Source organism: Dyadobacter sp. SRI_021 (assembly GCF_057586235.1).
Window position 1 is genome coordinate 26222 of record NZ_JBYCZM010000006.1, and the last position, 15779, is coordinate 42000.

7 protein-coding genes are annotated in these 15779 nt (G+C 49.9%); all 7 read left to right on the plus strand.

The genetic code is table 11. From position 1 onward, the window contains the following. The first annotated feature begins 146 nt into the window (after positions 1-146). The 7 genes from AC2YIT_RS19190 to AC2YIT_RS19220 all read left to right on the plus strand — a co-directional run bounded on the left by AC2YIT_RS19190 (position 147) and on the right by AC2YIT_RS19220 (position 15759). Entirely contained in the window at positions 147-2060 is a 1914-nt protein-coding gene (locus AC2YIT_RS19190; RefSeq protein WP_487280537.1) for an alpha/beta hydrolase-fold protein, read from the plus strand. Positions 2061-2251: 191 nt separating this feature from the next. Then, positions 2252-6400 (plus strand): hybrid sensor histidine kinase/response regulator transcription factor, encoded by a 4149-nt coding sequence (locus AC2YIT_RS19195; protein ID WP_487280208.1) that lies wholly within the window; start codon positions 2252-2254, stop codon positions 6398-6400. Positions 6401-6668: 268 nt separating this feature from the next. After that, a complete protein-coding gene (locus tag AC2YIT_RS19200) occupies positions 6669-9773 on the plus strand; it encodes a SusC/RagA family TonB-linked outer membrane protein (protein ID WP_487280209.1) in 3105 nt (1034 codons plus the stop codon). A 44-nt stretch (positions 9774-9817) separates the two neighbouring features. Then, the gene (locus tag AC2YIT_RS19205; protein ID WP_430851404.1) at positions 9818-11401 is read left to right on the plus strand and encodes a RagB/SusD family nutrient uptake outer membrane protein; all 1584 of its coding nucleotides are present in this window, start codon (positions 9818-9820) and stop codon (positions 11399-11401) included. Positions 11402-11413: 12 nt separating this feature from the next. Then, on the plus strand, positions 11414-12604 hold the full coding sequence (locus AC2YIT_RS19210; protein ID WP_487280210.1) for a hypothetical protein: 1191 nt from the start codon (positions 11414-11416) through the stop codon (positions 12602-12604). Between the two features lie 80 nt (positions 12605-12684). Beyond that, on the plus strand, positions 12685-14814 hold the full coding sequence (locus AC2YIT_RS19215) for a glycoside hydrolase family 44 protein (protein ID WP_487280211.1): 2130 nt from the start codon (positions 12685-12687) through the stop codon (positions 14812-14814). 54 nt (positions 14815-14868) lie between these two features. Next, positions 14869-15759, plus strand: coding sequence for a hydroxypyruvate isomerase family protein (locus tag AC2YIT_RS19220; protein ID WP_430851410.1), 891 nt, complete (start codon positions 14869-14871; stop codon positions 15757-15759). Positions 15760-15779: the final 20 nt, after the last annotated feature.

The window sequence follows — 15779 nt, forward strand, 5'->3', positions numbered from 1 at the left end:
TATGTGCGAGAAATATATTGTCAATTTGACAAATAATGCATGAAAACTTTCTTTGACACTATTTTCAAATTAGTTAAATAGTTGGTATTCAATATAAATAAAAAACGGTTACAACATTTATGACTATGCTAAAACCTTTACCGCTTATGGCGGGATTGCTTATGCTGGCTACCGCCTCTCTTGCACAAAACGAGCCCATGGAAATGCCTACGGGATACGATGCAGTGCGCCAGGGCGTGATGGCAGGGAAAATAGATACGCTGCAATACGAATCCAGGACGGTGGGCAATCGCAGGAAAGCGCTGATCTACACGCCGCCCGGGTTCTCAAAAAAGAAAAAATATCCTGTACTGTACCTGTTGCACGGCATTGGGGGAGACGAAAAAGAATGGCTGAAAGGCGGTAACCCGCAACTGATCCTGGACAATCTGTATGCAGAAAAGAAGATCGAGCCGATGATCGTGGTCATGCCTAATGGCCGGGCTATGAAAGACGACCGCGCAACGGGAAACATCATGGCACCCGATAAGGTGGCCGCTTTTTCGACATTCGAAAAGGACTTGCTGACCGATTTGATCCCATTCATCGAGAAGAAATATCCGGTGCTTACCGACAGGGAGAACCGCGCGATTGCAGGGCTGTCGATGGGCGGCGGGCAGTCGCTTAATTTCGGGCTGGGTAACCTGGACAAGTTCGCCTGGGTAGGAGGGTTTTCGTCTGCGCCAAACACGAAAAGGCCGGAAGAACTGATGCCGGATCCCCAGAATGCCAAAGGCAAACTGAAATTGCTCTGGCTTTCCTGCGGCGATGACGACCGGCTGATCACTTTCAGCAAGCGCACACACGATTACCTCTTCGAGCACGATGTCCCGCACGTGTATTACATCGAACCGGGCGTCCACGATTTCAAGGTTTGGAAAAATGGCCTGTACATGTTTTCACAGTTTTTGTTTAAACCCGTCAATGTCCAGTCGCTGCCGAAGTACACTATCCTCGGCACACCGGCGTCAACAAACGTCAGATCGGCCAAATATCCTCAGATCCTGCCAGACAACCGGGTAGTGTTCCGCACCAAAGCGCCCAATGCCCAGAAAGTGCAGGTGGACCTGGGTAAGAAATACGATATGCTCAAAGACACCGCCGGCTTTTGGTCGGTGACCACGGATTCGATTGGAGAAGGCTTTCATTATTATTCATTGCTTATTGATGATGTGGCATTGGCCGATCCGGCCAGCGAGACTTTTTACGGAATGGGCAGGATGGCCAGCGGCATCGAAATACCTTTTCGGAAAGGTGGCTATTATGCCCTGAAAGAAGTGCCCCATGGCACTGTGCAGATCCAGCGTTACTTGTCGAAAGCCAGCAATACCTGGCGGGAAATGTACGTATATACGCCGCCGGGCTATGACGCTTCGACTCAAAAGTATCCCGTGCTGTATCTGCTGCATGGGGGCGGGGAAGATCAGCGGGGGTGGGCTACCCAGGGCAAGACCAACCTGATTCTGGATAACCTGATCTCGGAGGGCAAGGCAAAACCAATGCTGATCGTGATGATGGATGGTAATTCGGGAATCCCGCTTGGCCCGGGCAGCCTTGGAACCGCTGGCGACGGTTTTCTGAAAGCCTTCGAGAATGAGTTAAAGCTGGGCGCGATACCTTTTGTGGAAAGCACTTACCGGGTCGAGGCTAATGCCGCGAACCGCGCACTGGCCGGCCTTTCTATGGGTGGGATTCAGACACTTTACGCCGGTATCAAAAATACGGACATGTTTTCGTCGCTTGGCGTGTTCAGCTCGGGCTGGTTTGCGAATAATAATGCATTGTCGGGCCCGCATTACGAGTTTGCCAAAACCAATGCGGCCACTATCAATAACAACCTGAAAAACTTCTGGATTTCGATGGGTGGGCCGGAGGATATTGCCTTCAAGAACTGCAAGATTATGCTTGCCAAATATGACGAGCTCGGCATTAAATACCAATACAGTGAATATCCCGGCGGGCACACGTGGCCGGTATGGAGGCACGACCTGTTCGGATTCGCCCAACTGCTTTTTAAATAGTATCAATACACGCGCTCTGCGCACAAGATAACCTGGGAACCCAATCATGCATTGGGTTCTTTTAGATGTGGTAGTTAACTTTGGCCGAAGGATTCACTTTGGCCAATTTCGTTTAATTAAGTATTCAAAAAGCTGAATACGCGGAACCGCCTTAGGGATTTGAATGACAAACCTTAATCTGAATTTTGGTGGTGAAAAGACAACGTCCGTGGAAGAGCAGCGTGTTGGTGATGGCGCTTCTCCTAATTCATGCCTCATTTCAATTATTTGCGCAGCAGCGCCGGTTTGTTCATATCGATGCCCGCCAGGGCCTTTCCCACGCTCATGTCAAGGCCATTTACCGCGATAAAAGCGGTTTCCTCTGGATTGGCACGGAATCCGGCCTTAACCGGTTTGACGGTTACGCGATCAAGGTTTTTCGGAATGATGCGTCAGACCCTGCATCGCTGTTTGACGACGACATTGCGGCGTTATTTGAAATGCCGTCTGGCAAAATGGGCGTCATCACCAGCCTCGGCCCCTGCGTCTACGACCCCGCAACGGAAACTTTTTCGCGGCCCCTGCAAGGATTTCAGCCTTATTCAATCCGTAAACCGGCTAAGCTGAGAGTCGTCGTGCCGGATCGTAAGGGTAATTACTGGTTTCTCGTTGAGGACGACGGAATTATTTGCTATAACGAAAAAAGTAAAAGGATCTTTTCGGTCAGGCATTCGGGCGGTGATACGACTTCCATTGCCAGCAACGATGTCACGTCCATGGTGCAGGGTAGCGATGGCACTTATTGGCTGGCGCATTCGAATGGAATGGTGGAAAATATAGTCCTCGAAAAGCAGGTCGTTCGGGTAATCAAAAGACATAATTTCTTTTACGATCGCAGGCGGAGCAAAAATGATAAGCTGCAATGCCTCCTGATCGCAGACCGGGATGGGGACGTCTGGGCGTTTCCCACTAACTTTGATTTGGGTATAGCATATCTTGACAAGCGGCTGGGAACGATTAACTATCTGGGCAAGACCTTCGGAAATCCGCGTCTCAGTTCGGATTTGATTACCGGTGTGACAGAGGACGATAGGGGCAATATCTGGATCTCCAATGGCCAAAACGGCATCGACGTGCTGGACAAAAAGACGCGATCGGTAACCAATATGCGGTATGCTTCGGAGAATGCGAATGGACTAAGCCATAATGCAATCACTGCCATGCTGAAAGATTCCGACGGACTGATCTGGGTAGGGACCTACAAAGCCGGAGTCGATTATTTTCATGAGAATATCCGTGTGTTTCCCCTGGTTAACCGGCGAACGAAGCCCTACGGCCTGCCTTTTGAAGATATCAATGCGTTTGTCGAGGACCGTAAAGGTAATCTCTGGCTGGGAGCCAATGGAGGGGGACTGATCTATTTTGAAAGGAATACAGGGAAATTCACCACTTACCGCCACGATCCGGGTAATCCGAGGTCATTGAGCAGCGATGTGATCGTCAGTTTGTGCCTGGATCATAAAAATCAATTGTGGATAGGCACTTTTCTGGGTGGGTTAAACCGCTTTGACGGGCGCCAATTTATCCGGTATCAACATGATCCCGCCAGGGCTGAAAGCCTTCCGGGAAGGAGCGTATGGGAGCTATTCGAAGATTCGCAGCGACGACTTTGGATCGGTACCCTCGACAGTGGCCTGTGCCTGTACGATCAAGCAAGAAAAAACTTCACCCGGTATCGGCATCCCGACCAGCGGGCGCTTTACTCTACTTATGTTCCCACCATTTTTGAGGATTCCAAAGGAAACATGTGGTTCGGGACTTCAACGGGGATCGACGTATTGAAAAAGACATCGGGTGCATTGGTGCATTTTGAAAGAGAGGAAGGAAACCCGGCTTCTATTATCAGTAACGACATCTTTGGCATACTGGAAGATGCCAGAGGGCGGATTTGGATAGGTTCCCGGGGAGGGCTCAGTTTGTGGGTGCCGGGGTCCAATCGTTTTGTGAACTATGGCGAAAAGCACGGGCTCCCACACAATGCAATCCTGTCGATGGCCGAGGATAAAGAGGGCCGGCTCTGGCTGGGTACGCCCAATGGCTTGTCATGTGCGACGATTACTCCCGGCAAGGAGCGTTTGCAGGTGAGTTTCCGGAACTACTCGGAAATGGACGGGCTGCAAGGGAGGCAATTTACGGAAGACGCTGCATTCAGGACACGTGTCGGAGAGCTGATCTTCGGCGGAGCCAACGGGTTCAATATATTCAGGCCCGCTGATTTGGCAGAGAATAAAATGGTGCCGCGGTTGGTGTTTACTGATTTTCAGCTATTCAACCGCAGTGTCCGCCCCGGACCCCTGACCGGAAGGAAGCCGGTACTATCTTCGTCGGTCACGACAAATCCTTCCGTCGTATTGCAGGCGAGCGACAATGTCTTTTCCATCGAATTTGCCGCACTAAACTTCATCCAGCCCGCCGGGAGCCGATACAAGTATAAATTGGAAGGCTTTAATGACGACTGGCTCGTAACAGATGCAAACAACAGGAAAGTCACTTTTACCAACCTCGACGCCGGCGACTACGTTTTTCGTGTGATCGCATCCAACAACGACGGATTGTGGAATCAGGAAGGGATATCGCTCCGCATCAAAGTCCTGCCTCCATTCTGGCGATCGCCGATTGCCTATGTCTTGTATGCGATAGCGATTGCTTTGCTGTTGCTCGCGGCATTAAAGCTCATACAGGAAAGGGAACGTATGAAATTTGCCATCGTGCAGACGCGCGAGGAGGCAAGGCGCTCGCAGGAGCTGGATATGTTGAAGACAAAGTTCTTTACCAATGTGAGTCACGAGTTGCGTACCCCGCTGTCCCTGATACTTGCGCCCGCTGAAAAGCTCACCGAGAAAGCTGTCGACGGCCAGGACCGCAAACAGCTGGATCTGATTCTGCGAAATGCGCGGCGGTTGCTGAACATGGTCAATCAGCTGCTGGATTTCAGAAAGCTGGAAGTAAATGAAATCCGGTTTCACCCCACGGAAGGGGACGTGATCAGATTCGTCAAGAACACCGTCTATTCGTTCTCTGATCTTTCGGAGAAAAAAGATATCCGGCTTCTGTTTGCCTCCAATGTCTCCGGGCTGGAAACGTCGTTCGATCATGACAAGCTCGAAAAGATTTTATTCAACCTGCTATCGAATGCGATCAAATTTACTTTGGGTCCCGGTGAGGTATCGGTGAACGTAGATGTCCGGGATACAGGCGATGACTATTTCGTTGAGATCCGGGTGAAAGATACAGGCATAGGAATACCGCCCGAAAAACAAGAGCTGATTTTTGAGCGCTTCTTTCAGAGTGATTTGCCGAATTCGATTATCAACCAGGGAAGCGGTATCGGGTTGGCCATCACCAGGGAATTCGTCCGGATTCACGGCGGGTCTGTCGGGGTGGAGAGCGAAGTCGGGGAGGGAAGTTGTTTTGTGGTGAAACTGCCTTTGAAGAAACGTAGCGAAGTAATCACTGCCGGACTGACTAACATATCGGGCGAAGCGACAGCACCTCCGGAAAAAGACGAGGAAAAATACGAAGCGGAAGGAAAACCACGCATCCTGATTGTGGAAGACAATGAAGATTTTCGTTTCTACCTCAAAGACAATTTGAAACAATTTTATTCGGTCATCGAAGCATCGACCGGTAAGGAGGGCTGGGAAAAAGTGCTTGAACATCGTCCGGCCCTGATTGTTTCGGATATTATGATGCCTGACCTGAACGGGCTCGACCTTTGCAGGATGGTCAAATCGGATGAACAGATCTCACAGACCCCGGTGATTCTGCTCACTGCCCGATCGGACGATGAGCAATTTCTCGAAGGCTTCCAGGCCGGTGCAGATGACTATATTACCAAACCATTCAATTTTCAGGTGCTGGAATCAAGAATCCGGAACCTGATTTCGTCGCGGGAAAAACTCCGCAGTCTTTTGGTCACCCGCAATGGGGTCAAAGCCAGCGAAATCAATGTAACGCCGCTGGATCAGCAATTTCTTCATGAAATGATTCAGGCGATCGAGCGGCATATCTCCAATCCGGAATTTACGGTAGTCGACCTTGCCCGGGAACTGGGCGTGAGCCGTTCGCAATTGTTTAAAAGAGTTCAGACGGTTACCGGCAAATCTCCTCTGGAAGTAATCCGGGAGATCAGGTTGCAGCACGCGGCCCAGTTGCTGGAAAAAAGCCAGCTTTCCATCTCTGAAATTGCCTACCAGGTCGGATTCAACAATCCTAAGTATTTCGCCCGCTATTTCAGGGAAGTTTATCATGTATTGCCTTCGGAGTATTCATGCGGCAAACGGGAAGCGGGTCGCAGCTAGGCCCGGGATTTTGAATTATTTCCCGGTTTTTTGGTCTTTAAATACCATTCTGGACTTTTTATACCCTTTATTCGGACTAATCGATACCCTTTAGTACTTAGGCTGCACTCTACCTTTGGTGCAAATAATTCCTTCTATTGTTACAGTTCGACGTAGTATGCCCGGGCGCTCCGGACTGTGATCTTTAGGTCTATTTGCAAAACATATGGTGTAATTACTTAAGGCTAATCGAATGATGAGGAAAATTTACAGGTGCTTATGTGTTACTGTGCTTATTTTGTTTTCGTGTATCGCGGCCCATGCGCAGCGACGGCAGGTGTCGGGAATCGTCAAAAGTGAAACCGGTACCCCGATGCCGGGCGTGACTGTCCTGCTGAAAGGAACCACGATGGGCGTATCAACGGATACGGAGGGGAAGTTTTCCATTCAGGCGATGCCCGAGGATGTTCTTAAAATTTCCTTCATCGGCTATCTGTCCGAGCAAATTCCGGTAGGAAACAAGACTTCCTTCGATATTACGATCCAGCCTGATATCGCCACGCTTTCCGAAGTCGTGGTGATCGGTTATGGTGAATCCAAAAGAAAAGACGTCACCGGCTCCATATCCTCTGTTACCGGAGCTGAAATTCGCAAAACGAACCCGGTGACCTTTGATCAGGCATTACAGGGAAAAGTGGCGGGTATGGTGGTCCAGCAAACATCCGGCCAACCGGGCGGAGGCGTTTCCGTACAGATCCGGGGAATATCATCGTTCGGCTCCGGGGGACCATTATATGTGATAGATGGCGTAATTATAGGCTCTACCGCTTCCATGGGCGCTGGAACTAACCCGCTGGCGGCAATTAATCCATCGGAAATCGAGTCGGTGGACGTGCTGAAAGATGCGTCTGCTACGGCGATTTACGGTTCGCAAGCGACCAATGGCGTGGTAATCATCACCACAAAGCGAGGGGTAGTAGCTCCTCCGCGCATTTCTTACGATGTCTACACAGGCTTTCAACAATTGCCGAGGCGGATTCCTACCATGAATTTACGGGAGTACGCAACCTTCATCAATGAACGAAATACCGGCTTGGGCTGGGGATTCGATACCCGGCCCGAGTTTGCCAATCCTCAATACCTGGGCAAAGGTACCGACTGGCAAAAGGAGCTGTTCAGAAACGCGCCGATGACTAACCACACCATCACCGTCAATGGAGGCGATGTCAAGACCCAATACCTGCTGTCGGGCTCGTATTTCAAACAGGACGGTATTGCGTTGGGCTCGGATTTCAGAAGAATTTCTGTCAGGTTGAATCTGGACAACAAGACGACCAACTGGCTGAAAATCGGTACGAGCCTGCAACTTGCGAACATACGCGAGAATGTAAATTCCACCAGCTCGAACGTCATCAATTCGGCGCTCAGCCAAACGCCCGACATTCCCGTCACCAATGCTGACGGCAGTTGGGGTGGTGCGTATAACCCTAACGGTTGGGTGAACAGCACCGTGAACCCGTATGCGGTGGCGAGCATCAACAAAGATCAGGTAAACCGAAATCAGCTGTTTGGAAATGCCTACGCGGAAATCGCTTTTAGCAAATCGCTGACGCTGCGAAACGAGGTTACGGGAAGTTTCTCTATGGCAACAGAGGATAAATTCAACCCAAGCTACACCATGGGGCTTGTGAAGAACAACAGCAACAGTGCTTCCTACAATTACAGCCAGAGCATTTACACCACTATCAGAAATTACCTCACTTATGCGCATACGTTCGACGACCGGTATAATACCAATGTAATGGTGGGACACGAGGCTCAATTGAGCAAAGGCGAAAACGTGGGTGCGGGGCGTAATAATTTCCCGTCCAACAACGTGCAGGTGATCAACAGCGGTGACCCTACTTCGGCTACCAATTCCGGTTCGAAAACGCAGAATGCCCAAGAATCCTACTTCGGTCGGTTGAATTTCGGGCTGTTTGATAAATACCTTATAACCGGTAACGTCCGTGCCGACGGTTCTTCAAGATTTGCGGCCGGAAACCGGTGGGTAACCACTTATTCGGGAGCGTTGGCCTGGAAAATTCAGAATGAAGGCTTTTTGAAAAATATCAAAGACATCAATGAATTGAAGCTTCGGGTAGGCTATGGCTTGACCAATAACCAGAACGTCAGGGACTTCGCCTATACATCTACGTTAGCGACGGTGGCCACCGGTTTGTCGGGGATATCCCAGCTCACCGAGAACATCGGAAACCCGTACGTGGAATGGGAGAAAACTAAATACGCCAATGTGGGTCTCGACGCTGCATTGCTATCCTGGCGGCTTAATTTTTCCGTTGACTTGTACAACCGAAAAACGGATGGCCTTTTAATGCAGATTCCGTTGCCATTTTACTCGGGGACGGCAGTGGGCTGGTCGCCAGGTGCATTGGATGCTCCATATGTGAATGTAGGTACGATCAGCAACAAGGGATTCGATTTCAAAATCAGCTCGACCAACATTCAGGGCAAAGCGCTTACCTGGAAAACCGATCTGACCGTTTCCAGGAACGTCAATAAGGTGTTGAGGCTGAATACCGATGGCGCCTCGCTTGTGGGATGGCCATATAGCCAGACGATCGTCGGCAATTCGATCGGTGAGTTTTACGGGTACAAGGTAGACGGCGTTTTTGCCAAGAAAGAGGACTTCGAGACGCATGCGCTCCCTACCAAGAACGGGGCACCCCTGCCCGTTGGCGCAGCGGGAGGTAGTATCTGGTATGGCGACCTTAAATTCAAGGATGTCAATGGAGACGGGGTGATCGACGAGCGGGACCAGGCCTACCTCGGATCACCGATCCCGAAGCTGCAATTCGGGCTTAATAACTCGATCTCGTATAAGAAGTTTGACCTGAACATCTTCCTGACCGGTAACTACGGCAATAAGGTGTTTAACCAAATGCGCATGACCGGCGAATATCCCGGAACCAGTTTCGGCTACCTCAAAGCGCTGAACAACTACGCCAAACTCGCGCTGATTGACCCCAGTAAACCGGAGACCGATATCAATAATGTTTATGTGACCAACCCCGATACGGATATTCCCGGCATCAGAAATGACAACACGAACGGCAACAACAGGGCTTCCGACAAATATGTAGAAGACGGGTCGTTCATCCGGTTCAAGACTATTTCACTCGGCTATACGCTTCCCGAAAACCTGTTGGAAAAGGCGCACATTCACGCCCTCCGTGTTTATGTAAATGTGTCGAATGCCTTCCTGATCACCAAGTACAAGGGAATGGACCCGGAAATAGGTTCCTGGAATCCGCTCAATGCAGGATATGACAATGGTTTCTATCCGCAACCGCGCGTGTTCACGGTAGGCGCAAGTTTGCAGCTGACGAAATAGCGTGCCGATTCTTCCTAATGATTTGAATCTTAAAATATCAAGCAATGAAAATAAAGAATAAACTGGCGACAGCGTTGCTTTTCGCCGGCGCGTGCATGGCTGGCTGCAGTGAAAGCTTTCTGGATCGTCCGCCTTTATCGCAAATCAGTGCCGATAACTTTTATCAGACTACCAATGACCTGCGGCTGGCGACGGCTGCTCTTTACGGAGGTAAACCGTGGGCGGAGTGGAATTATACTTGTTACCTGCCGATCGGCGAAGTTTTGAGCGGTAATATGGCCGTTAATTACTGGGGGGATGCAGTGCAGCTGCACACTTTTTCTGTCAGTGGAAGCAATGAAATCATGATTGCGAGCTGGAAAGCGATGTACAAGATCATCGCACATTGCAATGTTACCATCAAAGCCATTCAGGAAAAAGCGCCTGCTTCCATTCCTGAAAAAGACCGGAATGCAGCGATTGCCGAAGCGAAATTTTTGCGTGCATACGCCTACTATAACCTGGCCCTGCAATGGCGGGACGTTCCCATTATAGAAGATAATACCAAGCTGATCAATTCTCCATTGGTGTACCGCAATACGGTTGAGGATGTTTATCGGTTTGCGGCAAATGACCTGCTTTTTGCTGCGAAACATCTCCCGGCAAAAGATGCCGGAAGGGTATCGACCTGGTCGGCACAAGGCATGCTGGCCAAAGTATACCTGACCTGGGCGGGGCTGGACGCAAAGGGCAACGGTCCGCGAAACCAGGCGCTGTTGGACAGTGCCAAATTACATGCGGGCAATGTTTGCAAGCAAAGCGGCCTATCGCTGCTGCCCAATTATGCGGACCTTTTCAAAACGCAGTTTAACGATAATCAGGAATCCTTATTTGCTTTGCAATGGGCGGCGGGGGCAGGGTGGCTGGAAGGAAACATGCTGCAAATCTATTCGCCAGGGGGAGCAGAGATTTCAGCTGCGGGCCAAGCTGGTTGGTTTGCAATATCGCCCACTTACGATTTGTATAAGCAATACCAGGGAGGAGACTCACTCAGAAGGAAGGCTACTTTCATGCTCAAAGGCGATTATTATCCCGAGCTGAATGCGGCAGGAGGAGGTTATAAATTTAACGGTAACACCGGTTTGAAAAAGCACATTATCGGCACAAGGGTAGACAACAGTGCCCCAACGATGACATTGACGTCGTCTACCGAGCACAATGCATTGTTAAGGCTCGCGGAGGTGTACCTGATTTACGCGGAAGCCGTAATGGGTAATAATACCTCTACGACCAATGCCGACGCGCTGCTCTATTTCAATAAAGTGCGCACAAGGGCAGGTCTTGCCCCGGTAACATCCCTGGACGCCGAGACGCTGTTCAGAGAAAGAAGGGTCGAATTAGCCGCAGAAGGGCATTTTTGGGAAGATCTGGTCAGGCTTTCTTATTACAACGAACCCAAGGCCATCAAAAAGCTCAACGAACAGGAGCGGATCCTGTTTACCTATGATGACAAGGGTGTTGTGACAAAAGGTGATGCGCTCGGAGCCATTACGCCGGCCAATACGACCACATTCAAATTCCCGATCCCTTCGCCGGAAGTGACGGCTAACCCTAAGCTGCTGGAAGCTCCCGTGCCTTACTCGTTTTAAAAATTCAGAGAAATGAAAAAGACTTTATATAAGAGAATATGTTTGACGCTGTTTTACTGCATGGCGGCGGTTTCGCTGCTGCTGTCTGCCTGTGAAAAGGACGAGCTGTCTCCACCTGTTATCACTGAAATACGCAATTATGCGGCGTCTCCGGCCGATACTGTGGTTCAAACACTGCAGGCCGCCCAATGGGTAGTTGTCCTGGGGCAAAACCTGGGAGATGTTTCGCAGGTCTATTTCGGAAGTATTCCGGCGACGATCAACCACACGTTATTGACCGACAGGAGCATTGTAGTGCAGGTACCTTCGATTCCATTCGATTCTGTGGCACGGGAAAAGGTGAATGTCGTTACTGTGGTGAACGGCAGCGGCTCGGCTTCTTTTACCATTAACATCACCGGAGCGCCGTTGATCTCGCACATAAGAAACTACGCTACGGCGCCCAAGGATACGATCATCAATACCATTATTCCTGGCCAAACGATCAATATTGTCGGGTATAACCTCAAAAACGCCACCAAAATAGCATTTCAGGGTCTGGGCGCTAACTTGGCGGGAGTTACTTACACCGATTCAAGTGTGATCGTGAAAGTCCCCAACAATTTTACCGGAGCCGATCCCTTGCTGGCGAACAAAATTACTTATGGCACAGCGATCGACACAATCGATTATTCGATCCAGATTTTTGACCCTGCCATTCTGGAGTACTATCAAGACCCTGTGTTCAAGCTGCTTACCGGCGGAATTGGTAAGGAAAAGACCTGGGTACTTGACCTGGATGCGAAAGGTGTTTCAACCAAATTCAAAGGTCCGTTGTACTTCTCGGGCGTCGATTATGGCTGGGATAATCAATGCGGCAAAGCAGGAGGGGATTGCTGGCTGTACGATCCGAATTATGAAAGCTGGATGGGTGCTGCGCAGGATTACGGCACCATGACAATAGGTCTGAAAAGCGGAACAGCGGAGCCCGTGGTGAAGGTGAGCCAGAAAGGGATAACCAAAAGCGGGATTTTCTCGGGCAGCTACTTTTTTGATGTTAAGACAAAGACCATGTCGTTCATAAATGTAGTGCCGCTTAATATGGGCAGGGACCAGGTCTGGTCGAAGGCATATGTCATCAGTCTCAAAGAGGACAGGATGCAGCTTGGGTTCAAGGACCCGGTTAAATCGGAACTGGCCATTTACAACTACGTCCGGAAGTGATATCAAGCTGCTGCCGGTTAACATCGGCATGACGCTTCCCCCATAAACTGGAAAAACAAACCAATCAGAAGAAATTTAAAATGGTAAAAACAATACTTTGTCAGGCAAAAAAGAGCGTGGCAGGAGCATTACTTTGCAGCATTTCGGTGACGGCTTTTGCCCAGAATGTGACTATTTCAGTGAATGCAACGCAGGACAAACGCCTGATTTCCCCCAACATATACGGGAAGAATGACTTCCTTGACAAATCAGATCAATTCTACAAAGACGCGGGACTGCGCTTTGCGCGCATGAACGGAGGAAATAATGCATCCGCCTACAACTGGCGCGCAAAACTGGCAGTCCATCCCGACTGGTACAACAACGTATATCCGGCTGACTGGGATGCAATGGCCCAAAAGGTTAATAACAACTTTTCCAACATGCAGGGGATGTTTGCTTTCCAGTTATTAGGCAGAGCTGCGTCCAATAACAGCAACAACTTCAATGATTGGGAATATAATCAGGCGCAGTATTGGTCGGGGGTGGGCCAGAACCTGGCCGGCGGAGGGCAAGTGAACCCGGCCGGTGGGACCCAGGCGCTGGTCGATGGGAATATTGATCTGTTCAGCAAGCCCTGGCCGGCCGACTCTTCGGTGGCGATCCTGGACCATTGGTTTGGAGCCAATGGCTTAGGACTCGACAAAAACCGGTTCCGGTATTGGAGTATGGATAATGAGGTGGATATCTGGAACGGTACGCATGACTGGGCCATGCCTACCTTGATATCGGCCTCTGCCTTTATGGATCGCTTCATTGAATTGGCAAAGAAGGCCAAAGCGATCGATCCCAATGTGAAGATCTGTGGTCCTGTGACCACTTCGGAATGGCAATGGTACCGATGGTCCAATGAAAGTATTGTAGTCGACGGCAGGTATTATCCCTGGCTGGAATATTTCATCAAACGCCTCGGCGACGAATATAAAGCGACCGGTATCAAACTGGTAGATGTGCTGGATATTCACAATTACCCGTGGTACAATGGGGATGATGCGGCAGCATTGCAGGGGCACCGGATCTATTACGATGAAACCTACGATTACCCGGGTTCAAATGGTATCAAGACCATGAATGGCGGATGGGATACCTCCATTACAAAACAATATATTTTCAAGCGAATCGACGGCTGGCTGACCGAGCATTTCGGTGCAAACCACGGCGTCACCACCGGCGTAAGCGAATGGGGAACTATGTCCGGCAGCAACCCTAGCCTGGAATCTGTCATTTACGCTTCCCATCTGGGAACATTTGCAAACCACGGCGTCGAATTGTTTGCACCATGGAACTGGTCGGTGGGCATGTGGGAAACGCTGCACCTGTTTAGCCGCAATGCGAAAAAATACAGCGTAGCCAGTACTTCTTCTCTCGAAAACACGGTTTCAGCCTATTCTTCGGTCACAGAAAACGCCGACTCCCTGACAGTAATGCTTGTCAATCGCGATATGAATGCACCCCGCACGGTTACCATCAATCTGAACAACTTTACTGTTGCCAATGGAAATTACAAAACCCTGCAATTAGCATCGTTGCCGGCGACGGAGACATTTGTGTCTGACACTCAGAACGCCTTGCAGGAGGGCACGGCATCCGTGAATTCAAACTCCTTGACTATAACCGTTCCTGCGCTGTCAACAACGGCTATTCTGCTGGCAAACCAGGCTTCGCTGCCGGTAAACCTGATCAGCTTCTCGGGAAAGGCTTCTTCCGAGGGCAATGTGCTGCTGTGGAGCACAGTAGGAGAGGTGAATAATGAAGGGTTTGAGATCGAAAGAGCCGCGGATGGAATGACGTTCGAAAAAATCGGTTTTGTAGCAGGTAGAGGTACCGCGTCGGCCAGGATCGATTACCAGTTTGTGGATCAACAGCCGCTTGCGAATGCTTACTACCGGTTGAAACAGTTGGATTCCGACCATAGCTATACGCTTTCAAAAAGCATCAATCTGAAAAATGAATCCGGAATCAGGCTGATCGTTTACCCCAATCCGGTCAAAGGAAAATTGCACTTCGATGTCCCGCCTGCAAAAAGGAGGTTGGTCGTCCGGAATATGGCCGGAGTAGTCGTGGACGACCAAGCCGATTTTTCAGCGACCAGTTATGAAACTTCTCATTTGCCAAAGGGGCTATACCTGATCACGCTCGGGGCCTACACATTCAAGGTAGCGATAGAATGAGCAAATGGATGGACACAATTAAATGACCCGATTAACCATAATAGTTATAGTTAAATGAAAAGTACAACCAACAGACGTGTTGCATTAAAAAGTGTTGTTGCCGGAGCTTTGGGCTTACCGCTATCGATGACGAAGGTCATGGCAGCGTCCCAAAAAGCCCTTGGCCCGAAACTCAATGGAAAAATCAATCATTCGGTTTGCCGCTGGTGCTACGGCAAGATTCCTTTGGAAACGCTGGCAGTCGAAGCGAAGAAAATCGGGCTAACCTCCATAGAACTTTGCGGACAGGAAGAATGGCCCATTTTGAAACAACACGGTCTTACGTGCGCGCTTCCGTGGGGAGAAGGCCTCACCAGGAGCCTGGACAGGGGCTTTAACGATCCTAAAAATCATGACGAACTCATTAAGGGGTTTACAGACCTCATTCCCAAAGTTCAGGCCGCCGGTTACAAGCAGGTCATTTGCTTTTCCGGTAACCGCAGGGGCATGAGCGATGCGGACGGTATGATAAACTGTGCCGTGGCATTGCGCAAATTGATGCCGCTTGCTGAAAAACATAACGTTACGCTGGTGATGGAGCTACTCAATAGCAAAGTGGACCATAAGGATTACATGTGTGACCGCACCGAATGGGGCGCGGCGTTATGTGAAATGGTGGGTTCAGAGAAATTCAAATTGCTTTATGACATTTACCATATGCAAATCATGGATGGCGACGTCATCGCCACCATCCGGAAATACCACCGATACATCGCCCATTATCACACCGGTGGCGTTCCGGGCAGACGGGAAATCGACGAAACGCAAGAGCTCAACTATCCGGCTATCATGAAAGCCATTGCCGATACGGGTTATACAGGCTTCGTTGGTCAGGAGTTTATGCCCAGCCGCAACGATGATCTTGCATCCCTGAAACAGGGTGTTACTATCTGTGATATTGCCTGATACGCTCCGGTCAATTTTGT

What these genes read in the sequence shown, in the direction of transcription:
- AC2YIT_RS19190 (WP_487280537.1), top strand. Translation starts at nt 147, where the DNA reads ATGGCGGGATTGCTTATGCTGGCTACCGCCTCTCTTGCACAAAACGAG.
- AC2YIT_RS19205 (WP_430851404.1), top strand. Translation starts at nt 9,818, where the DNA reads ATGAAAATAAAGAATAAACTGGCGACAGCGTTGCTTTTCGCCGGCGCG.
- AC2YIT_RS19210 (WP_487280210.1), top strand. Translation starts at nt 11,414, where the DNA reads ATGAAAAAGACTTTATATAAGAGAATATGTTTGACGCTGTTTTACTGC.
- AC2YIT_RS19215 (WP_487280211.1), top strand. Translation starts at nt 12,685, where the DNA reads ATGGTAAAAACAATACTTTGTCAGGCAAAAAAGAGCGTGGCAGGAGCA.
- AC2YIT_RS19220 (WP_430851410.1), top strand. Translation starts at nt 14,869, where the DNA reads ATGAAAAGTACAACCAACAGACGTGTTGCATTAAAAAGTGTTGTTGCC.